This window comes from Methylocystis rosea SV97 (assembly GCF_000372845.1).
Lineage (GTDB): Bacteria > Pseudomonadota > Alphaproteobacteria > Rhizobiales > Beijerinckiaceae > Methylocystis > Methylocystis rosea.
Map to the genome: position 1 here is coordinate 2505769 of NZ_KB889963.1, position 20658 is coordinate 2526426.

At 64.7% G+C, this 20658-nt stretch carries 17 protein-coding genes; 7 read left to right on the top strand and 10 right to left on the bottom strand.

All coding sequences use genetic code 11. From position 1 onward, the window contains the following. The first annotated feature begins 130 nt into the window (after positions 1 to 130). The gene (locus tag A3OO_RS0113160; RefSeq protein ID WP_014889742.1) at positions 131 to 805 is read left to right on the top strand and encodes an alpha/beta hydrolase; all 675 of its coding nucleotides are present in this window, start codon (positions 131 to 133) and stop codon (positions 803 to 805) included. Positions 806 to 881: 76 nt separating this feature from the next. Here the strand turns inward: A3OO_RS0113160 and A3OO_RS0113165 are convergent, their stop codons facing one another. Further along, entirely contained in the window at positions 882 to 1991 is a 1110-nt protein-coding gene (locus tag A3OO_RS0113165; protein WP_156824822.1) for an anhydro-N-acetylmuramic acid kinase, read from the bottom strand. Positions 1992 to 2267: 276 nt separating this feature from the next. Between A3OO_RS0113165 and A3OO_RS0113170 the strand changes: the two genes are divergently transcribed. Beyond that, entirely contained in the window at positions 2268 to 2789 is a 522-nt protein-coding gene (locus A3OO_RS0113170; RefSeq protein WP_018408305.1) for a VapA/VapB family virulence-associated protein, read from the top strand. Between the two features lie 18 nt (positions 2790 to 2807). Here A3OO_RS0113170 and A3OO_RS0113175 read toward each other — a convergent pair whose 3' ends face one another. Genes A3OO_RS0113175 through A3OO_RS0113190 form a run of 4 tightly spaced genes read right to left on the bottom strand, consistent with a single transcriptional unit; the run spans position 2808 to position 9655 of the window. After that, complete coding sequence (locus A3OO_RS0113175) at positions 2808 to 4904, bottom strand: membrane protein (protein ID WP_018408306.1); 2097 nt, start codon at positions 4902 to 4904, stop codon at positions 2808 to 2810. Then, on the bottom strand, positions 4901 to 7672 hold the full coding sequence (locus tag A3OO_RS0113180) for a DUF4159 domain-containing protein (protein ID WP_018408307.1): 2772 nt from the start codon (positions 7670 to 7672) through the stop codon (positions 4901 to 4903). The genes A3OO_RS0113175 and A3OO_RS0113180 overlap by 4 nt, the downstream gene beginning before the upstream one ends. Continuing rightward, on the bottom strand, positions 7672 to 8607 hold the full coding sequence (locus A3OO_RS0113185; RefSeq protein ID WP_018408308.1) for a DUF58 domain-containing protein: 936 nt from the start codon (positions 8605 to 8607) through the stop codon (positions 7672 to 7674). Before A3OO_RS0113185 ends, A3OO_RS0113180 begins: the two co-directional genes overlap by 1 nt. A 43-nt stretch (positions 8608 to 8650) precedes the next feature. After that, on the bottom strand, positions 8651 to 9655 hold the full coding sequence (locus A3OO_RS0113190; protein WP_026222962.1) for an AAA family ATPase: 1005 nt from the start codon (positions 9653 to 9655) through the stop codon (positions 8651 to 8653). 332 nt (positions 9656 to 9987) lie between these two features. Here A3OO_RS0113190 and A3OO_RS0113195 point away from each other — a divergent pair, with 332 nt between their 5' ends. Continuing rightward, entirely contained in the window at positions 9988 to 10245 is a 258-nt protein-coding gene (locus A3OO_RS0113195) for a DUF6111 family protein (RefSeq protein WP_018408310.1), read from the top strand. After that, complete coding sequence (locus tag A3OO_RS0113200) at positions 10242 to 11489, top strand: CCA tRNA nucleotidyltransferase (RefSeq protein ID WP_018408311.1); 1248 nt, start codon at positions 10242 to 10244, stop codon at positions 11487 to 11489. Before A3OO_RS0113195 ends, A3OO_RS0113200 begins: the two co-directional genes overlap by 4 nt. 123 nt (positions 11490 to 11612) lie before the next feature. Here the strand turns inward: A3OO_RS0113200 and A3OO_RS0113205 are convergent, their stop codons facing one another. The 5 genes from A3OO_RS0113205 to recJ all read right to left on the bottom strand — a co-directional run bounded on the left by A3OO_RS0113205 (position 11613) and on the right by recJ (position 17707). Next, positions 11613 to 12683 (bottom strand): DNA polymerase III subunit delta', encoded by a 1071-nt coding sequence (locus A3OO_RS0113205; protein ID WP_018408312.1) that lies wholly within the window; start codon positions 12681 to 12683, stop codon positions 11613 to 11615. Then, positions 12680 to 13354 carry a dTMP kinase gene (tmk, locus tag A3OO_RS0113210; protein WP_018408313.1) on the bottom strand — a complete coding sequence of 225 codons (675 nt, stop codon included), beginning with the start codon at positions 13352 to 13354 and terminating at the stop codon, positions 12680 to 12682. Before tmk ends, A3OO_RS0113205 begins: the two co-directional genes overlap by 4 nt. Then, positions 13351 to 14538 (bottom strand): D-alanyl-D-alanine carboxypeptidase family protein, encoded by a 1188-nt coding sequence (locus A3OO_RS0113215; protein ID WP_018408314.1) that lies wholly within the window; start codon positions 14536 to 14538, stop codon positions 13351 to 13353. Before A3OO_RS0113215 ends, tmk begins: the two co-directional genes overlap by 4 nt. An 88-nt stretch (positions 14539 to 14626) precedes the next feature. Further along, on the bottom strand, positions 14627 to 15634 hold the full coding sequence (locus A3OO_RS0113220; RefSeq protein ID WP_018408315.1) for a septal ring lytic transglycosylase RlpA family protein: 1008 nt from the start codon (positions 15632 to 15634) through the stop codon (positions 14627 to 14629). Positions 15635 to 15910: 276 nt separating this feature from the next. Then, the gene (recJ, locus tag A3OO_RS0113225) at positions 15911 to 17707 is read right to left on the bottom strand and encodes a single-stranded-DNA-specific exonuclease RecJ (protein WP_018408316.1); all 1797 of its coding nucleotides are present in this window, start codon (positions 17705 to 17707) and stop codon (positions 15911 to 15913) included. A 281-nt stretch (positions 17708 to 17988) separates the two neighbouring features. Here recJ and A3OO_RS0113230 point away from each other — a divergent pair, with 281 nt between their 5' ends. From A3OO_RS0113230 to A3OO_RS0113240, 3 genes are read left to right on the top strand one after another with little or no spacing between them, the layout of a single operon-like run. Continuing rightward, positions 17989 to 18417, top strand: a complete 429-nt coding sequence (locus A3OO_RS0113230; protein ID WP_018408317.1) for a hypothetical protein — start codon at positions 17989 to 17991, stop codon at positions 18415 to 18417. A gap of 36 nt (positions 18418 to 18453) precedes the next feature. Continuing rightward, positions 18454 to 19419: a tyrosinase family protein gene (locus A3OO_RS0113235; protein WP_018408318.1), complete on the top strand. Its 966-nt coding sequence runs from the start codon at positions 18454 to 18456 to the stop codon at positions 19417 to 19419. 41 nt (positions 19420 to 19460) lie between these two features. Then, positions 19461 to 20651, top strand: coding sequence for a lipase-like domain-containing protein (locus A3OO_RS0113240; RefSeq protein ID WP_018408319.1), 1191 nt, complete (start codon positions 19461 to 19463; stop codon positions 20649 to 20651). Positions 20652 to 20658: the final 7 nt, after the last annotated feature.

A 20658-nucleotide genomic window follows, 5' to 3' on the forward strand; every position in this document is an offset into this window, starting at 1 on the left:
GTGTGACCGCCAATTCCTTGGGTCGGAGCGGCGAAATTTCGCCGTGGCCCGGGGGCAGCCGAATTTCCTTGCATTTTACAGTAGCCCGCGTGGTAGAAGGCGCGCCTGCCAGTTTCGCAAGGGATTCCGAATGCCCGAGGTTATTTTCACCGGTCCGGCCGGCAGGCTCGAGGGCCGGTTCCATCAGTCCGCCACACGCGGCGCGCCGATCGCGATCATTCTGCATCCGCATCCGCAGTTCGGCGGCACGATGAACAATCAGATCGTTTATCACCTTTACTACGCCTTTGCGGAGCGTGGTTTTTCCGTGCTGCGCTTCAATTTCCGCGGCGTCGGCCGTTCGCAGGGCGCCTTCGACCACGGCTCGGGCGAGCTTTCCGATGCTGCGGCCGCGCTCGACTGGGCGCAGGCGGTCAATCCGGAAGCGCGCGCCTGCTGGATCGCGGGCGTCTCCTTCGGCTCCTGGATCGGCATGCAGCTGCTGATGCGCCGTCCTGAGATCGAGGGGTTTATCTCGATCGCGCCGCCGGCAAATCGTTTCGATTTCTCCTTCCTGGCACCCTGCCCTTCCTCGGGACTCTTCATTCACGGCGACCAAGACCGCGTCGCGCCGCTCAAGGAAGTGACCGGGCTGATCGAGAAGCTCAAGACGCAAAAGGGCATTCTCATCGAACATGCCGTGGTCGAGGGCGCGAACCATTTCTTCGAGAACAGGATCGAGCCGCTGATCGCGCATGTCGACGCCTATCTCGACAGGCGTCTTGGCAATCCGCCGAGGATCGCCATTCCCGCGCGGGGCGACTGACGCTTCATTGTCATTCCCGACGCGCGAAGCGGTCAGGCCTTCGGCCTTCCGGGAATGACACTGGGATCTTTGACGCTTACGCGGTTGCTCGCGCGAGCACGCCGCCGCGCATGGCTTGAGGCGCGCCGGTCGTCGTCGGAAAGGTGATCGGCAGCCCTTCCAGCACGCGCGCCGCGAGATAGGCGAAGGCCTGCGCCTCCATCGAATCCGCTGACCATCCGACCGCGTCGGCCGTCGTCACCTTGCACGGCAGCCGCATGACGAGTTCGCGAACCAGGATCGGGTTGCGCGCGCCGCCGCCGCAGACGATCAGCAGTTGCGGCTGGCTCGGCAGATGCGGAAAAAGCCGCAGCACGGAAGACGCCGTAAAAGCGGTTAGCGTCGCGGCGGCGTCCTCGGTCGAGAGCTTGGCGACCGCATCGAGCGCGAAGGCGTTTCGGTCGAGCGATTTCGGCGGCGGCTGATCGAAGAAGGGATGCGCCAGCATCTTGAGTAGCGTCGCCTCATTCACCCGCCCGCGCGCCGCCATATGGCCGTGCCGGTCGATCGGCGCGCCGGTGCGCTGAAGCATCAGATCGTCGATGAGCGCATTGCCGGGGCCCGTGTCGCAGGCGATCGGCTGCTCGTCCTCCGCGACATAAGTGACGTTGGCGACGCCGCCGATATTGAGTAGCGCCACCTCGCCCTTCATGCCGCCGGCGAGGACAAGCGCGCGATGGAACACGGGCACGATCGGCGCGCCCTCGCCGCCGGCGGCGATGTCGGCGGCGCGAAAATCATAAGCGACGTCGAGGCCGAGACGCGCGGCCAGCGCCGGCCCGTCGCCGATCTGGATCGTGAGCCTTTGCTTGGGACGGTGCAGCACCGTCTGGCCATGAAAACCGACGATATTGACGCTCGCCGGGTCGATCTCATGATCCCGCAGCAGCGCCTCGACCGCCTCGGCGTGGCGGTCGGTCACCATGCGCTCGGCGAAGGCGAGAACGCCGGGCCGCGCGTCTCGATCTTGGAGCGTCGCGGCTTCGGCGAGCGCATTGCGCAGCAAGGCGCGGTCGGCGTCGCTATAGGGGTAGTGCCCCGTCGGCCCGAAGACGACGGTCGCGTCGCCATCGGTTTCGATCAACGCGACATCGACGCCGTCCATGGACGTGCCGGACATGAGGCCAATTGAGCGGTAGGTGGGCAAGCGAATCGCTCCGAGAGTAACAATGGGAGCCTTATTAGATCACGCGCAGCTTGCGCAGCGTCTCTCTTGATTTCAAACAAATTGGCTTGTCTGCCAATGAGAGGCCAGAGGCCCGGCGTTTCGCGCCTTGGCTTTCGCCCGCAATAATGTCGTCAAAACGCGTCGACAGTCAGGGAAACACAGCAGCCTTGATTAAGATTGCGGTGCTGCTAAACTCATCAAAAAGCAGGATAATTAGCAAAATAAGCGGTCATATTTTCATTTTGGAGCGCTCCCATGACTGATAGCGACGATCAATTATTTTCAAGTTTTTTGAAGTATTTCAGACAGGTTGACGCCGCTGCGTCGGAAGACTCCGTCAGAGCGCTGTTTGACGCCACCGACGATAAGGCGTGGTTGAAAGCATGTCTCTCGAAATTCACTGACAACACGGCCGGAGCCCGCCGCACCGAGACGCCAAATGTCGCTGCTTTCAAATACAGTACGCCAGCAACTCTCTTCGCGTACGCCATCATCGCGCTTATCCATATCAAACTGGATTTGCCTGCACTTGGACTAGAGTACAAGGGAGAAGGCGGAGGCGCGTTCGGAGGCGTTGTCGCACGGTCATGGGGTACTTTTTACTATAATAACCTTTCTGATTTGTCAGGTCAGAGCGATTTTGAATGCAATTTTGCTACCGCGTGGGCCAACCTAAATCTTATTCGTAACGGTCAAGTATATGGCATGTATCAAGGTGGAGGAATTCCGTTTGCGGGCATTGGCGGGGGAAGCGGCCAGTGGGGTCCTATCACCTGAAAAGCGTGTTGAGAGTCACTATGGCGGAGCCCAAAATCTACCGCCGCCCTCCCAGCCCCAGGCCGCGACGACGGCGCCGACCAGCGCCAGCATCGCCCATAGACCCAAACCCAGCGGCGCGATTTCAACGCCGACCAGCGTCGAGGCGCCGGTCTGGCGAATGCCGATCCAGTCCGAGCCGCCATAGCGGTTGGCGTCGCGCAATTCGACGACGCGGGGCATCGAAACGGTGTCGGCGCCGCCGTTCGATAAACGTCGCACCGTGCCGCCGGCCGCTTCCACGAGCGGTTGCAGTTTCTCCGTCGTCGAGGCCACTTCGCGAAACTCGCGCGGATTGGGCGGGCCGACGTTCACAAGCGCGGTGAGGCCTTCGCTCTGGAAGCGCCAGAGACCCATTTCCTTGGCGTCGAAACGCGCGCGCCACAGTCCCGGCTCGCCTTGCGCGACTGCGATCTCGTCGCGCGCGCCCGACGGCGCCGTCGCCATTACCGGCGCCGGTCGCTCCTTCATCGTCTGGCGCTCGACGCTCACTTCGCGGCCATGCGCGGACGCGCGCAGCGCCTCCTCTTCGAGGTCCGGCTCCTTCATCAGCCAATGCGCCAGGCGGCGCGTCAGATCGACATGCGGGCCGCCGCCCTCAAAGCCGCGCGCCCAGAGCCAGATCTGGTCAGAAAGCAGCAGCGCCACCCTACCCTTGCCTTCGTGCGAGAGCACCAGCAGCGGCTTGTCGCGCACGCCGGACATGATCGAGTCGCCCTTCACCACATTGGCGTCGACCTGCCTGAACCATTCGCCCCAATTCGGCGGCTCGGATTTGGCGCCGGCGAGGCCGCGCGTCACCGGATGCTTCTCGCCGTCCTTGCTGACGCGGGCGCGAAACGCCTGTTCGACGATCGCGCCGTCGGGTCGCGCCGGCAGGATGTTTTCCAGCGGCGAGTAATAGAGACCGCGCAAAGTCGCGTAATCCGGGCCGACGGCCGCGAGAAAGGCGCCGCCATTCTCGACGTAATTGGCGATGTTCTCGAAATAGATCGAGGGCAGCGTCGTCTGGCTCGAATAGCGATCAAAGATGATGAGATCGAATTCGTTGATTTTCTTCCCGAAGAGATCGGCGGTCGGAAAGGCGATCAGCGACAATTCGCTCGCCGGCGTGACGTCGAGCTTCTCCGGCGGCCGCAAAATGGTGAAATGCACCAGTTCGACATTGGCGTCGGCGCGCAAGAGATTGCGCCAGCTCCGCTCGCCGGGATGCGGCTCGCCCGACACAAGCAACACTTTGAGCCGGTCGCGCACGCCTTCGATCGTCAGCACGGCCTTATTGTCGAGCGGCGTCAGCTCGCCGGGCGCGGACGGAATTTCGAGTTCGACGACATTTTGTCCGCCATGTTCGATGCGCACCGGGATGCTGACGATGTCGCCCGGCACGGGGCTGAACGTCGGCAGCGCTTCGCCGTCGCGGCGCACTGAAATCGGTATGCGGGCGCCATCGCCGCCAAGATCGACGACGCGGGCGCGGATGATCTGATCCTTGCCAACGATACCAAAACGCGGGGCCTCGACGAGTTCGATGCGGCGGTCGCGCTCGCCCTTATGCCCGGTTACGAGCGCTTGAACGGGCGCCTTGAAGCCGAGCGCTTCGGCCTTGGCGGGAATATCGTGAACGACGCCGTCGGTCAGAAAAATCGCGCCGCCGACGCGCTCCGACGGAACGTCTTTCAAAACTTCGGCGAGCGCGCCGAAGAGCTTGGTGCCGTCATTGCCCGAAGCGTCGTTCGATACCGTGATCGTGCGCGTCTCGACGTCGCCGAATTTGGCGAGCGCTGAGTCGAGCGCCTTGCGCGCCTCTTCCGTTTGCGCGTTTCTCGCGCCGAAATTCTGGCTGTCGCTCTTGTCGACAACCACCGCGACGACGCTCTTTTGCGGATCGCGTTTTTCGCGCACGAGCGACGGGTCGGCGAGCGCCGCAATCAGCAAGGCGAAAGCGAACGCCCGGAGCGGCGCGCCACGCTGGCGTTTGGCCGCCATCAGCGCCAGCGCGCCGGCGCCAAGCACGCCGAGGACGATCAGCGCCCACCAGGGAACGAGCGGCGAAAAGGCGAGCGTGAGGTCGCTCACTGGCCCAGCCTTTCCAGCAAGTCGCGCACATGCACCTGATCGGACTTATAGTTCCCGGTCAGCGTATACATCACCAGATTGATGCCGCCGCGGAGCGCGAATTCGCGCTGGCGCGCGCCGCCCGGCGTCAATGGAAACAGCGGCTGGCCGCGTTTGTCATGCGCCCAGGCGCTCGCGAGGTCGTTCGAGGTGATGACGATCGCGGAGACGCTGTCCGTCGCGCGCACCGGACGCGCGGCCTGGTCTTTCGGCTCCGGCGGCAGCGCCTCGACCCAGGTCTCGCCATTGGCGTAACGGCCGACGAATCCATCAAGCAAATAGAAGGTCTTCGTGATGACGTGATCGCGCGGCGTCACTTCCAGCGGCGGAATGTCCAAGCCTTTCGTCAGGTCGCGCAGCCATTGCGCCTCCGGACTCGGCGCGCCGCCGACGCGTTGAGAGAGCGCGTCGCGCGTGTCGAAGATGATTGTGCCGCCCTGCTTCATATAGGCGGTGACTTTCGCCACCGTCTTCGCGGGCGGCTGCGGCGCGCTCGCGACGATCGGCCAGTAGAGCAAGGGATAAAAGGCGAGTTCGTCCTTCGCCGGATCGACGCCCACCGGATCGCCCGGTGCGAAAGAGGTGCGCGCATTCAGCGCCTGGGTGAGCGCTTCCAGGCCCAGCCGCGATATTTCGTCGACGTGGGCGTCGCCTGAGATCACATAGGCGAGCCGGGCCGTCAGCGCGGCGTCCTTGTCGCGCTGGGTGGCGGCGGATTTCGGCGCGGACTCGGCGCGCGTTTCGCCGGTCGTCATCGCCGTCGCGCACAGTAGGCAGAACAGCGCGGCGGTCGCGGCGCCGAGGGGCCGCAGCCGCAGCTTTCCGGCAAGCGCCAGAACGATCAGCGCGTCGGCGATGAAGGCGGCGAGCGCGAAGGCGAGCAGCGGCCCGCGCAAATCGAGTTGGCCGCCGGCGCGCAGGATGTCCGCGCTCAGTCCGGCGCCGGCGAAATCGAAAGCGCTGATCTCGTCAGTCGGGCGCAAGGTCTGCACCGCGACGAAAGCCTCCCCCGAGCCGTACAGCCCGGGCGGATGTTCGGCGCTTGCAGGCCCGTCGAAGCCCGGCGGAATGCTTTGCGCACTGAGGCCCGGCGCGCCGAGCGCGCCAAATCCATCGAGTAGGCGCATCGGTGCGAAAGCCGACGGATCGGCGACCATGCCAGACCGTTCGCCGCTCGCAGGCGCCGACTCTCCAGCCATGGCGCTGATCCGTTTCAGCATGTCAACGAAAAGTCCCGAGATTGGCAGATTCGACCAATTGGCGTCGGCGTTGACGTGAAACAGCACGATCAGCCCCTTCCCGCGCCGTTCCGCGGTCACGAGCGGCGTGCCGTCGGACAGTCGGGCCCAGGTCTTGTCCGCAAGACCCGGATCGGGCTCGGCGAGCACCTGCCGCTGCACCGTGACGTCTTTCGAAGCCGGCAGGCCGAAGAAGGGGCTCGTGGCGTCAAACTCGGCGAGCGCCTTTGGCTCTTCCCAGGACATGGCCCCGCCGAGCACGCGGCCGTTCCGGCGCAGGCGCACGGGCAGCAGACCATCGTCGGCGTTGGCGAGACGCGGACCGGCGAAACGAACGAGCGTCCCGCCTTCTTCGACGAAGCGCGACACCGCGTCGAATGTCTCGCCAGGCGCGAGCCCGACATCGGCGAGCCCCATGATATTGGGCTGTTCGGCGAGCAGCGCCTGCACCGGATCCACAACGCCGGGACGCGCCGTGCGGATTTGGGCGAAGGGCGCAAGCGCTTTTTCGAGGTAGTAGAGCGGCGAGAGCAGCGGCTGCGCCTCATCGGCGCCGCCGCCGCCGATCAGCGCCACGCGCTTCACTTTCGAGCGCGCGTCGAGAAGCGCGACGGCGCCGGCGGAATTTTCCCCTTCGATGCGCAGATGACTCACCTCGTTGCGAAGTTCGACCGGCAGTTCGATTTTCGCCCGAACGCGCCGCGCGCCGCCAAAATCCACTGCGGCTCGGCCGACCGTCCGACCTTTCGCGTCGAGCGCGTCGACGACCGCCGACGCGTCGTCGCCGATGCGCAGCACATCGACGCTCAGCGCGGCCGCATCATTTGTCGGCGCGGCGAGCGCGCGCGGCGCATGGTTTTCGACGTAAATCTCGACCCCGGCTGCGCCCGACTCTTTCACCGCGCGCACGAAGCCTGCGGCGTCGCCCTGCGCGACGCCGTCGCTGATCCACACGATGCGCGCCGCCTTATGGGCGTGGGCGAAGGCCGTGACCTGTTCGCCGATCGCCTTGCGGTCCGGCAGAAATGGCTTGGGCCGCGCCGAACGCAATTTTTCCATCGCGCGCGGCCCGTCGCCTGGAACCGGCGCGGCGGATTCGGACGCAAGCGCGACGGCGACCGGACCGCCGGCGCGCGCCACCGACTCGATGATCGACGCCGCGCCGGCAAGGCGTCGCTCCCATGTCGGCGCAGCCGTCCAGCCGTCGTCGAGGATGACGAGCGTCGGCGCGGAAGACGCGACGACGCCGCTCGGCGCCCAGACCGGTCCCGCCATGGCGAAAATCAGCGCGGCCGCGAGCGCCAGCCGCAGCGCCATCAGCCACCAAGGGGTTTTTGCCGGCGTCTCTTCGTCGGGCTTGAGCTCACGCAGGATTTTCGTCGGCGGAAAGACGATCTCGCGCGGACGCGGCGGCGTGACCCGCAACAGCCAATAGATCATCGGCAGGCTGATGAGGCCAAACAGCGCAAGCGGCGCGGCGAAGGAAAACATCAGCGCCGCTCCTCGAAGCTGACTCCATCCGCTCCGAGCAATCCCATGGCGAGCGCCAGCGCCGCTTCGGAGGCTGGCCTATCGGTGCGATGCTGCAAGAAGATAAAGCCGACGCGTTGTGCGGCCCGCCGGACGGCGTCGCGATGCGCCTCGAAGCGGCGCGCATAGGCCGCGCGCAAACTGCGCGCGTCGCCTGCGTAGAAGGCGGGGCCGCCGTCGGTGTCGAGAAAAGTGGTTTCGCCGGAGAACGGCAAGGTTTCTTCGCTGGGATCGGTCACCATCAGGACCGCGCCGGAGGCGCCGGCGTCGGCGAAGCGCCGCAGGCGCGCGGCCAGCGCGTCCGGATCGATGAGGAAGTCGGAGATCAGAATGACGCGGGCGCGGGGGCGGATCGGCGCCTGCGGCGGAAGCTCGTCGCGCGTCGACTCCGTTGCGTTGTCGGCCAGAGCGCGCGCCAGCCGGTCGATCACGTCGCGCGCCGAGATCGGCGCGGTCAGGCCCAGCGCCGCCGCCCGCTCGCCGCCGCGAACGAGCACGTCGGCGAGCGCCAGCCCCAGGGTCACGCCGCGGGACAGCTTGTCGTCGGAGGCGAGAGACGAGCCGAAGGCCATGGAGGGTGAACAGTCCATCCAGAGGAAATAGTCGTGCGCGGCCTCCCATTCACGCTCGCGCACATAGAGCTGATCGCCGCGGGCGGAGCGGCGCCAGTCGATGCGATGCGCCGACTCGCCCGACGCAAATGGCCGATATTGCCAAAACGTCTCGCCGACGCCCGCGCGCTTGCGGCCATGAACGCCATAGGCGAGGCTCGCCGCGATCTCATGCGCGCGCGCCACCAGCCTCGGCATCCGGCTCGCGAGATCAGCCGCCGTGGCGCCATCTGCGGGCTTGCGCTGTGCAGGATCGTAGGCGCGCGTGGCGACGTCGGCAAACATCGTCAATTTTCTCCGTCAGAGGGAAGAGCCGAGCGAAGGCTCGTCACCCGATCCGCGCCACGAGCGTCTGAACCACGTCCGAAACGGTCATCTCGCGGCGCGCGGCGAAATTGAGCGCCATCCGGTGGCGCAACACCGGCGCGGCGAGTTTCACGACGTCGTCGATCGAGGGCGCAAGCCGGCCGGTGACGAGCGCGCGGGCGCGCGTCGCCAGCATCAGCGCCTGCGCGGCGCGGGGTCCCGGACCCCAGGCGACATGCGGCGCGATTTCCGCGTCGCCCTCGTCTGGACGGGCTGAACGAACAAGATCGAGGATCGCGTCGACGACTTTTTCGCCGATCGGAAGCCGGCGCACGAGCCGCTGAGTCGCCATCAGCTCTTCGGCGTCGAGCGCCTGGCTCGCCTCGGCCATCGTCTCGCCGGTCGTTTCCAAAAGCACTCGTCGCTCGCTGGCGCGGTCGGGATAATGCACGTCGATCTGCATCAGGAAGCGGTCGAGCTGCGCCTCCGGCAGCGGATAGGTGCCCTCCTGCTCCAGGGGATTTTGCGTCGCGAGGACATGGAAGGGTCGCGGCAGGTCGTGGCGCTTTCCGGCGACGCTGACGTGATGCTCCTGCATCGCCTGCAGCAGCGCCGATTGCGTGCGCGGCGAGGCGCGATTGATCTCGTCGGCCATCAGCAGCTGGGTGAAGACCGGCCCCCTGATGAAGCGGAACGAACGCGAGCGGTCAGCCCCCTCTTCAAGCACTTCAGAGCCGAGAATATCGGCGGGGAGCAGGTCCGGCGTGAACTGAACGCGCTGCTCCGCCAGGCCGAGCACGCGGCCAAGCGTCTCGACAAGCTTGGTCTTGGCGAGGCCAGGCACGCCGACGAGGAGCCCGTGGCCGCCTGCGAGGATCGTCACCAGCGCCTGTTCGACGACCTCGTCCTGGCCAAAAATGACGGCGCCGATCGCGGCGCGAGCGCGACCGATATGGTCGAGGGCGCGTTCGGCGGATTGAACGACGGCTGATTCGAGCGAGGTTGTCCTGGTGTCGAATGAAGTCATTTCAGCGTGCTCAGGCAGCCTGTCTATGAAGAGGATCCGGCGCATCGTAGCGGCGCTGCCGTGTTTCGCCGCACGCGATTCAAAGCCCCCGCGCCATTCGGCTCCGCATAAAAAGCGAAGCGGCGGGGATTAGGGCCAATCGCAATCTTCGTCTCTCCGCCGCTGCAATTCAAGCGCAACCGGCGCGTTAGGGAGGCATTTTACCGCCAAAACCGCAATTTGGACGTGACAGTTTGTTCATGCATCCCGCATTAAACGCCCTTCGACGGACGCCATGTATATTCGTCGGAGTATATTCGTCGGACTCCTCCTCACGAAAGGCGTTTCCGCCCATGTGGCGCGCAATCGTTGAAACCGCCCTGCTCTTCCTCACGCCCTTCGTCGCCTATGCGCTTTTCCATTCGTTGCAGCTTCGCTGGCCTTTCGTGCGCGAGCTCTGGCATGGCAGGGTCGTATCGCTGCTGACGATCGCGGGTCTCCTCATCGCCATTATCGGGGTCGTGACGCTCGGCTTCAGCCGGCTTCACCAGGGCGCTTATGTGCCCGCCCACATGGAGAACGGAAAATTGCAGCCGGGCCGCTTCCAATGAATGCGGCGCAGAGACTGCTTGACGATCCCCGGCTGGCGACGCTGTTTGCGGCTCTCTCGAAGACGGGCGCAGAAACGCGGGTGGTCGGCGGCGCCGTGCGCGACGCTCTGCTCGGTCTGCCGCCTCACGAGATCGATCTCGCGACGACGGCGCTGCCCGACGCCGTCCTTGCGGCCGCGCGCGACGCCGGCCTGAAAGGCGTGCCGACCGGCATCGAACATGGCACGGTGACCATCGTCGTCGCGGGTACGCCCTTTGAAGTCACGACGCTGCGTGAGGACGTCGAGACCGACGGCCGCTTCGCGAAGGTGCGCTTTGGCGGCGATTTCGAGCAGGACGCGAAGCGGCGCGACTTCACCATCAACGCGCTGTCGCTCTCTTTCGATGGCGAGATTCACGATTATACGGACGGCCTTGCCGATATCGAGGCGCGGCGCATCCGCTTCATCGGCGACGCCGCGACGCGGATTCGCGAGGACTATCTGCGGATCCTGCGCTTCTTTCGTTTCAACGCCTCTCATGGCGAAGGGCCCTTCGATCGCGAGGGCCTGCATGAGTCGATCGTCGCGCGGGAAAATCTGTCGCGTCTGTCGCGCGAGCGCATCCGCGCCGAACTGATGAAGCTGCTGCTCGCGCGCCGGTCGCCGGACGTGCTGCGCGCCATGTCGCACGCCGGCGTCATCGAAGTCATTCTCGGCATCGGCTATCCCTATCGACTGCAGCGCCTCGCCGACCGCGAAGCGGCTGCGGGCAAATCGGCGGACGCGGTGCTGCGGCTGGCGGCCCTTTCGGTGCTGACCGCCGAAGACGCCGAGCGGCTGCGCGAACGGCTGCGGCTCTCCAACGACGAATTCGCGCGGCTTGCGGCGGCGGCGCGAACGCTTGCGCCTTTGCATGGACGCGAGGCTCCGCCACCACCGTCCCATCTGCGCGAGATGCTGTTCCTGTGCGGCGCGCGCGCGGCGGCCGATGCGCTAGCGCTGGCGCATGCGGAAAGCGCCGCGGCGGCGGACAATCAGGATTGGCGGGAGGCGGCGCGCTATCTCGAGGAAACGCCGACGCCCGCCTTCCCCATTAAGGGCGCGGATCTCATCGCGCGCGGCGTCGCGCCGGGCAAGCAATTGGGCGACGCGCTTAGAACGCTGCAAGCTGAATGGATACGCGCCGGCTTCCCGCGCGACCCCGCAGTCGTTCTGCAGCTTCTTGAAAACGCCATGGCGAACAGCGGCCGGGAGGCGCGCTAGGGCCCGCCACGAGAGCGCGCTGCGAAAAAGCGGGAACCGGTTTTTTCGCCTAGAGCGCGCTCTAAACTTTGGGAATGATCACGTTATCTGCATGTGGGCGATGCCGCCCAAATGCAGCGTGATCTAGCCGGCTTCGGCTTGAGCAAGCCGATCGAAGATCCCCAGCACCAGCGCGCGCTTGTCGAAATTGAACACCTCGGTTTCCCTGGCGGCGTCGCGAATGGCGTCCCAGGCGCTCGCGTAGCGGGCGAGTCTCGTAGGCGCGGCGCCGGACTGCGCGAGCGCGCGGACGCGGGAGTCGAGATGGCGCTGCGTCGCGCGCATGAAGGTCTCGTAGGCCGCTTCATTGTCGCGGCAGGTAAGCTTGTCGGCCAGCATATGCGCGCCGAGCCAATCGACCTGCGGCAACCTGTCGAAAAGCCGGCGCACGGCGGCGTCGAAGGCGACGCCGTCATCGCCCAGCAGCCGCAGCGCCTCCCGCACCGAGCCTTCGGCGCGGGCCGCGGCGACGAGCAGGTCGGATTCAGGCGCGTTGGACCAAGGGGACCCAAGATTTTTCACGGCGGCGATCGTGTCTTCCGGCGATAGCGCGCCGAGCATCAACTTGCGACAGCGCGAACGGATTGTCGGCAGCATGCGGCCGGGCTGATGTGCGATCAGCAGAAACAGCGAGCGTTGCGGGGGCTCCTCAATGAGCTTTAAGAGGGCGTTGGCGCTGGCGCGATTGAGGTCGTCGGCGCAGTCGACGATGGCGATCCGCCAGCCGCCGGTTCCTGACGCCTGATGGAAGGCCTGAATAACCTTCCGCACGTCCTCGATGCGAATTTCGGTGAAGTGCTTTTTGGTCTTGTCGTTCCAGGCGCGGCGCAGCAGAAAAATATCGGCAAGCGCCATTGAGACGATCCGACGCGCCGCCGGATGGTCCGCAGGCACCGCGAGGCTCTCCGCGGACTGAACCGCCGCTGCGGCGGGTTCGGGATGCGCCAGGAGAAACCGCGCCAGGCGCCAGGCGAGCGTCGCCTTGCCGACGCCTTCCGGCCCGCCGATGATCCACGCCTGCGCCATCTTGTTGCGGCGGTAGGCGTCGAGAAATTCATGCTCCGCCTCGGCATGACCGAAAAGCGCCAGGGTCTCCCGCGGATGCGGGGCGTCGTCGTAGCGATCGCTTTCCGGATTCCCCTCTTCGCGGCTCATTGCGCGGCTTGTGCGGCGTGCGCCAGGAAGCGGTCGTGAACGACACGCTGCACCGCTCGCGCGACGTCGTCGATGGACATGCCGGCGTCAATCACGCAGCAGCGTTCCGGCTCGCTCTCGGCGATGTCGAGGAAGGCCTGCCGCAGCTCCTCGTGAAAGGCCGGCGCTTCGCTTTCGAAACGATCGACCTCTTCGCCATGCCGCCGCGACGCCGCCCGCGTGAGGCCTTCTTGCGCCGGCAGGTCGAGCATGATCGTCAGATCCGGCCGCGTATCGCCGACCGCCGCTCTTTCGAGCAGCGCCAGAGTCTTGGCGTCGACGCCGCCGCGCGCGCCCTGATAGGCGCGGGTTGAATCGGCGAAGCGGTCGCACAGCACCCATGCGCCGCGCTTCAGGGCCGGCGCGATCAAGGTTTCAACATGATCGGCGCGCGCCGCCGAGAACAGCGCGGCCTCGGCGAGCGGACCAAGCGACGCGGCGCGGCCTGACAGCAGGAACGCGCGCAGGTTCTCGGCCTTTGGCGTGCCGCCGGGCTCGCGCGTCGTCACCACCTCAAAACCGCAATCGCGCAAATGCTCGGCGAGCCGCGCAAGCTGCGTCGACTTGCCGACGCCCTCGCCGCCTTCGAAGGTTATGAAGCGGCCTTTTTCGGGCGTCGCCTGGAAGGTCATTTCTTGCCGGAGAGTTTCTGGTGAATCGCCGCGGCGGCGGATTCGTAAATAGCGTCGAAGGCGCGCCGCGGCAGCGATCCCTGCTCGACCGCTTCCGCAGTTTGCAGCGGCTGTTCGAGCACGACGGAGTTTCCGCGTTTCACTTCGAGGCGTCCAACCGGTGCGCCCGCCTCGACCGGCGCCAGCACCGGGCCTTCGTAAACGATCTTGCCCATCAGCCTCTCATTGGCGCCGCGCGGCAGGAGCACTTTGACGTCTTCCTTGGCGACCAGCTCCACGGAGCCCTGCGTGCCGCCATAGACCTGCGCCGGCCCAACCGGCTCGCCGGCCTTGAACAGCTCCTTCTCTTCGAAGTTGCGGAATCCCCATTGCAGCAATTTGCGCGCTTCTTCGGCCCGCTCCTTCGCGCTCTTCGCGCCGTAAACGGCGACGATCAGGCGTCGGCCGTCCTGCGTGGCGGAACCCACCAAGCCGTAGCCGCTGTCCTTATCGATATTGCCGGTCTTCAATCCGTCGGCGCCGATGCTCATCGTTAGCAGCGGATTGCGGTTCTGTTGGCGAATCTTGTTCCAGGTGTACTCCTTCTCGCCAAAATAGCGGTAATACTCAGGGTAGGTCTTGATGATATGCGCCGCGAGCTTCGACATTTCGCGCGCCGTCACCTTTTGGTCAGGACCGTCCATGCCCCAGGGATTGCCGAAGCGCGATTTGACAAGGCCAAGCTCGGCGGCGCGCTTGTTCATCCGCGTCACGAAGGATTCTTCTGCGCCCGCGAGGCCTTCGGCGAGCGTAATCGCCGCGTCGTTGCCCGACTGGATCACCAAGCCCCGGATGAGATCCTCGACCCGAACGCGGCTGTTGAGGGCGAGGAACATCGCCGACCCGCCAGCCGGCGCCCCGCCTGTGCGCCAGGCGTGCTCGGAAACGGTGAATTCATCGTCGAGCTTCAGTTTTCCTTCCGCCAAAGCCTGAAAGATCAGCTCCGCCGTCAGAATTTTGACGGTCGACGCGGGCTTGGCGTAGTCGTCCGCGCCTTTCTCGAACAGAACGGTGTTCGTGCCAGCGTCGATCAGGATGGCGTGCGGGACGCTTGTTTGAAAATTCTGGGCGCGCGACGGCGCTGCCCCAAGCGCACACAATGCGAAAAGCGTCAGAATAAAGTGAAGCCCGGGAAATTTCGGCAAGACGCGCTCCCGTATTTACGCCGCAGCGCGGCAAGCCGGGAGAAGATGGCGCGCGACGCCGAAAATTGCAATCGCGGCGTGAGGCCGCTCAGTTCGTCCGAACCGAGGAGTTCAGCGCCTGTCGGACGGCGTTGTGAGCGGAAGCTTGACGGGCGCCGCCAAGATGCGCGGGCCGCACTGGCGGCAGCGGCGCCGCAGCTTTCCTAACCTTCTGGGTCGAAGCGACGGGTTCCTCGTCTATGCTGGCTTGCAGTCGTGAGGGAGGCAGGGGCGCGTCGCTCTCCTGCCTGGCATAGGCTCGCATCTGATCATCTGACGCCTGCCCATTCTCATTGGAGACGCGCGCCGCGAGTTCGGCGACTTCTGCCCTTTCATCATAGCGCGCCGCAGGCGCCGGATCCTCATTCGCCGCCGTCATCACCGGGGCGTCGATCTGCGCGGGTTGGCCATCGTCGCGCAGGGTCGCAAGCAGTTTTTCGTCGTCGTCGCCGGCAAGATCGGCTCGGCCGATCCATTCGACCTTGACGCGCGCTGTGCCGACGCCATGAAAATCAAGCGCATGCGCAACGCGCTGCGAAACGTCCATGACGCGTCCGCCGTGATAGGGGCCACGGTCATTGACGCGCACGACCATGGAACGGTCATTGCGCAAATTGGTGACGCGCGCATAGCTGGGGAGCGGCATTGTCGGGTGGGCGGCGGAAATCGACGCCCTGTCGAATATTTCGCCGTTGGCGGTGCGACGTCCGTGGAAATCCGAACCATACCAGGAAGCGGTTCCGACCGAGGAATAGGGCCTCTCGCTCGGGTAATAGGTTCGGCCGGCGATCTTATAGGGCTTGCCGACCATATAGGCGCCGCCGCCCTTCGGCACTTCTTCGCCATCGGCGATGACCCGCGGGCTGGGACGCACCCCGTAACGCGGGTCGATCTGTCCAAATCCGCCGAGGCCGGCGCTTCTATGCGATCCCGTGGTCGAAGAGCATCCGGCGAGTGCGCCGAGACAGACGAGAGGCAGCAGTTTGGAAAGGATGATTGAGGAGCGAACGAGCGGACGCGGCGCATGAGCAGCGTTTTTAAAGACGACAAATCGCATCCAGACGGTCCTTGCCACCAACTTCGATCCGCCGCCGACTGCACTGAAGCCCGCCCCACAAGCGGCGGCGCTTCCTTCATTTTCGACGCGACCTGAGCCGCCGCGCGGTACAACCTGCGGAGTGTCTCGTTGATGTGTGAAGTTGTCGTTAAACGCAGTTACGCTGGCGTCAGCAGGCGTCGCGAATGAGACCAAAATGCGACACATGCCCTCCAAAAGCGTGTGCTCATCGAGATTGAAAACAGATGTGGCCTGGGCGCCACAGTCTGCTCGGCTTCATTGAACGCGCGCCAGGTCGACGATTCGCGTCTCGACGCGCTCGATGCCGCGAAAGACATTGCGTGACAGTTTCGCCGCGACGTGAAGCTGTGCGCCGTCTCCTCTCAAAAGCGCCTCGCCGAGCGGCGACTGCACGGCGCGAAAGGCGATGGCGTCGACCGTCGCGCCGTCGCGCGAACGCAAGCGGGCGCGCACATGATCGGCCCCAACCGTCTGGGCGAATGTGACCTGCTGCTCAGGGAGAGCAAACAAGGGCTCGGGGTTGCCCTGCCCGAATGGACCGGCTCGCTCCACCCGTCGCAGCAGTTCAAGACAGACTCCTCGTCCGGCGACTGCCGCATCGACAACCAGCGCATCGTCGAGACGCGCGGCTTCGACGGACGCCTCCAGCGCCTCATCGAGAAAGGCGCGAAACTCGTCGATCTTGCCCCGGGCCAAAGTCACGCCGGCGGCCATCGGATGCCCGCCCCCCTTGACCGCCAGGCCCATTTCGACCGCGCGCCGCACGGCGGCTCCAAGGTCGACGCCACTTAAACTCCTACCTGAACCTGTTCCATATTCTCCATTGAAAGCAATTACAAATGCTGGAGTATTAAAGCGTTCCTTTAAGCGTGATGCGATCAGTCCGACAACGCCCGGATGCCAATCCTGTCCATGCACGACGAGACACGACAGTCGATTGGATCCCGCGATTTGCGCTTCCGCCTCGGCCACCGCCTGCTCCAGAATCATCCTTTCGACGACCTGTCGTTCGCCATTCAGCCGGTCCAGCTCGAGGGCGATGCCACGCGCTTCCACGCCGTCGGCGAGGGTGAGAAGCCTTGTGCCGAGGCCAGCGTCGCCGATCCGCCCGCCGGCGTTAATCCGCGGCCCTAGCGCGAAACCAAGATGATAGGCGCGCGGCGGGCCATCCAAACGGGCGGCGTCCATCAGCGCGGCAAGCCCCGGACGGGATCGCGCCGCCATCACCATCAGACCCTTGGCGACGAGCGCCCTGTTGAGCCGCGCCAGCGGGGAGACGTCGGCGACTGTCGCCAGCGCGACGAGATCGAGCGCGGCGAGAAGGTCCGGCTCCGGTCGATCATCGCTCCACCAGCCGCGCGCGCGCAGCGTCCTCGACAATCCGATGAGGACAAGAAAAACGACCCCGGCCGCGCAGAGCGCCCCCTGCCCCGAAAGATCATCGAGTCGGTTGGGATTGACGACCAGCGCGTCCGGCAGGATTTCCGGCGCCTGATGATGGTCGAGGACGATCACATCGACGCCTAGCGCGTTTGCGGCGGCGAAAGCGTCGTGACTCGAGGTCCCGCAATCGACGGTGACCAGCAGAGTCGCGCCCCGCGCGGCGAGATCGCGGATCGCCTCAACATTCGGCCCATAGCCCTCGATGATCCGGTCGGGAATATGGAGCAAGGGCTCCGGCGCGCGGGCTGCGCGCCAAAAGTCGATAAGCAGCGCCGAGGAACAGGCGCCGTCGACGTCATAGTCGCCAAAAACGGCGATCTGCTCGGACTTTTCAATCGCGTCTGCGAGCCGGTGCGTCGCGGCGTCCATGTCGCGCAGCGACGAGGGGTCGGGGAGAAGATCGCGGAGCTTGGGATCGAGATAGCCGGCGGCGTCGGCGACCGTGACGCCGCGCCCGGCGATCACCCGCGCAAGAAAATCGTCGATGCCATGCGCCTGGGTCAGCGCAAGCGCCTGCGCCTCGCCTCTGGCGTCCAGCCGCCCGCGCCAACGTCGACCGAGCACGGAGCGCTCGACCCCAAGAAAGGCGGGAACCATCGAATCGGACATTGATGCCTCAAAAGATTCGCTAAGCGTAGGCGGCGAGCGACGCAAGCTGCTCGATGACCATGACGGCGGGAATGCCCGAGTGGCGCAACAGCCGATCAATTTTTGACCCGCTGGGAATTCACTTGACATCTCTGTCCATTGGCGACGTCATATTCTCGGTGGAAAATCTTCGATCCAATCCGTTTTGATGAGGCGAACGTTCGACTGAAGTCTTTAGATTTTTCGTGCATTTAGCCAGCGCCTTGCAGCAGACTGCATAAAAGAAATTGAGCGGAGAGCTTATGGAGTCAAAGAAGCTCGAGACGGGCGCCGCCCCTCGCAAACTCGGCGACTATCTCACGCGCGCGCGCGATAAAGCGCCAGCGCATGCGGGTCATGGCGCGGGCGGCGCACAGTCCGTGCGCAAGGACAGCTACCGCGACCATGAGATAGAAATCGTCACGACTTACCAGATTTTGGTCGATGGAAAGAAGATTCGCGCGCCGCTCGGCGTCGACGCGTCCGGCCAGGTTCATTGTCATTCATTGCCGAACTACCAGACCGCGTCGGCGGTCGACATGGTGCGGGCGCTGATCGACGGCTTTCCGGAGGAGTTCGAGCGAAAGCCGGCGCCGAGCAAGAGCCGCCCTCCAGCAAGCCACAAGCGCCGGCCCGCTCCTGCTCGCAAAAGCAAGCCCGCAGCGAAGAAAGGCTCAAAACACGAGCATTGATTTTTCAGGCGAACATTGATTTTCAGGAGAGAGACGATGGCCGTCGTCCGAAGCAATATTTCAACGAATTCAGGGGTTCGCGATCAATATATTGAGGGCGTCAAACTATTGAAAAAAGAGGCGTCCGGCCGAACGACCGATGAATTCGGCATTCCCGGCGCGGCGCGTTCAGTGAGCACCTACGATCTTTTCGTGGTCTGGCATGTCACCGCAATGATGATCGAGACGCCGCCAGGAAATCCCGCGCAGCGGAACGCGGCGCACCGCGGACCAATTTTCGCGCCATGGCATCGCGTGATGCTGATGGTCTTCGAGCAGAACCTCCAGCGGGTTCTGAACGACGCGAATTTCGGTCTGCCCTACTGGGATTGGGCGGAAGACGGCGACCTGCCGCCGCAGGAGCAGAGCTCGGCCGCCATCTGGGGGGCGGACTGCATGGGCGGCGAGGGAAATCCGGTCGCTACCGGCCCTTTCGCGTTTCACGCGAGCGATCCGTCCGCGTTCAGAGTGCGCATCTCCACGAATATCTCCGGAGAGTTGCGTTCGGTGAACCGCGGCCTCCGACGCGCCTTCGGCGTCAGCACGGATGCGCTGCCGAGAACGGCGCATGTGACGAATGCGCTGGCGCTGTCGCCCTATGATTCGCCCGACTGGGACGCTGACACGAACAGCTTCCGTAATCGGATCGAAGGGTGGATGAACGACGACGGCGTTTCCGCGACCTGGCTGCACAATCTCGTCCACGTCTGGATTGGCGGAGAGATGTTGCTTGGCTCCTCGCCCAACGATCCGGTTTTTTTTCTCAATCATTGCAACATCGATCGCCTTTGGGAGAGTTGGATGTCCCGAAATGGGCGCGTCTACGTTCCCGACATGACGGCTGGCGCGGATCTCAAAGGTCATCGCATCGACGATCCGATCAGCTCGCCGCTCGGCCGCAGCGCGACGCCGCGCGAGACGCTCGACGTCAGCGCGATCTACGAATATGACGCGCTCGCCTGAGCGCCAAAGCTTATTGATTTTCAATTGAATTCGGATCGGCGATGGCGCTTAAATCCACTCATATTATTTTCGTGCATGATTTCTTCGGCTGGGGTCCTCAGGAATTCGGACTTCCTTATTGGGGCGATGCGCTCGATCAGATCGGCGAACCTTTCGCGGTCCATGAAGCGAAGGTGGGACCGGTCAGCTCGTTCCATGATCGCGCCTGCGAGCTTTTCGCTCAGATTGCCGGCGGAAGGGTCGATTACGGCGCGCAGCACAGCAGCGAGGCGCGCCACGCCCGCTATTCGCGGGAATACGCTGACCCTTTTGCGCCGGAATGGTCGGCGGAAAACCCGGTGATCCTTATCGGCCATGGCGCAGGCGCCCAGACCGCCATGCAATTGCAGGCGCTGCTCGCCAGCGATTTCTGGGGGCAAGGGACAAACGCTGGCTGGGTCGAAGGTGTGGTCAGCGTCGCCGGCGCCATCAACGGCTCGTTGCTTCCCTATGGCTTTGGATGCGACCGGGTAAATGGCCGGCTTAACCGCAAACCAAGCCGGCTTATCGCGGAGTCGTTCAACTTTCTTGGAATGGCCGCCGGCGTGCCGAGCGCCATGCGCAAGCCCTTCGATCTCCATCTCGACCAATGGACCAACGGCGAAGCCGATGCGAAATCGGCGATGGCGCGTCTGGACGCCGGCGCCTTCGTCGCGGGCGAGGACAATCTCGCCTTCGACATGACGCTGCAGGGCTGCCGCAACGCCAACGCGCGGTTCAGATCACATCCGGGCACCTATTATCTGTCGCTGGTGACCAACGCCACGCATGTTCGGGCTTCGGGCTTTTTCAGCAGGACCTGGCGGCCCGACCCGACGATCCATCCCATTCTCTGGCAGCCGGCGCTCTATCAGGCACTTGAGGCCAACTTCGCCAAGGCGCCGATCGTGGGTTGGGGCGGCGGCGACCTTTCGCTGCCGCAGTGGCGGCCCAACGACGGCGCAGTGAGCGTCATCTCGCAAAGATATCCCTTCACGGCGCGGGAAGAGCCGGTGGGAGGCGAAGGCGTCTTTAAACGCCAAAGACTTAAGCCGGGGCGCTGGTATTACGAATATCTCGACAAGGCCATCGGCCAGCGGTTCGACCATTTCGACGCTGTCGTCGGCGCGCAGCTCAAACCATGGGTGCCCGGACTGCGCGACGCGCATCGGGAGATCTATCTGAGGCTCGGCGAAACCTTGCGCAGCCTTTAGCCCGACC

Bases quoted from the DNA above. Each gene is read 5' to 3' on its own strand.
- A3OO_RS0113185 (WP_018408308.1), bottom strand. From the start codon at position 8,607: ATGTTTGCCGACGTCGCCACGCGCGCCTACGATCCTGCACAGCGCAAG.
- A3OO_RS0113180 (WP_018408307.1), bottom strand. From the start codon at position 7,672: ATGTTTTCCTTCGCCGCGCCGCTTGCGCTGTTTGGCCTCATCAGCCTG.
- A3OO_RS0113200 (WP_018408311.1), top strand. From the start codon at position 10,242: ATGAATGCGGCGCAGAGACTGCTTGACGATCCCCGGCTGGCGACGCTG.
- A3OO_RS0113240 (WP_018408319.1), top strand. From the start codon at position 19,461: ATGGCGCTTAAATCCACTCATATTATTTTCGTGCATGATTTCTTCGGC.
- recJ (WP_018408316.1), bottom strand. From the start codon at position 17,707: ATGTCCGATTCGATGGTTCCCGCCTTTCTTGGGGTCGAGCGCTCCGTG.
- A3OO_RS0113170 (WP_018408305.1), top strand. From the start codon at position 2,268: ATGACTGATAGCGACGATCAATTATTTTCAAGTTTTTTGAAGTATTTC.
- A3OO_RS0113160 (WP_014889742.1), top strand. From the start codon at position 131: ATGCCCGAGGTTATTTTCACCGGTCCGGCCGGCAGGCTCGAGGGCCGG.
- A3OO_RS0113220 (WP_018408315.1), bottom strand. From the start codon at position 15,634: ATGCGATTTGTCGTCTTTAAAAACGCTGCTCATGCGCCGCGTCCGCTC.
- A3OO_RS0113235 (WP_018408318.1), top strand. From the start codon at position 18,454: ATGGCCGTCGTCCGAAGCAATATTTCAACGAATTCAGGGGTTCGCGAT.
- A3OO_RS0113190 (WP_026222962.1), bottom strand. From the start codon at position 9,655: ATGACTTCATTCGACACCAGGACAACCTCGCTCGAATCAGCCGTCGTT.
- A3OO_RS0113230 (WP_018408317.1), top strand. From the start codon at position 17,989: ATGGAGTCAAAGAAGCTCGAGACGGGCGCCGCCCCTCGCAAACTCGGC.
- tmk (WP_018408313.1), bottom strand. From the start codon at position 13,354: ATGACCTTCCAGGCGACGCCCGAAAAAGGCCGCTTCATAACCTTCGAA.
- A3OO_RS0113205 (WP_018408312.1), bottom strand. From the start codon at position 12,683: ATGAGCCGCGAAGAGGGGAATCCGGAAAGCGATCGCTACGACGACGCC.
- A3OO_RS0113195 (WP_018408310.1), top strand. From the start codon at position 9,988: ATGTGGCGCGCAATCGTTGAAACCGCCCTGCTCTTCCTCACGCCCTTC.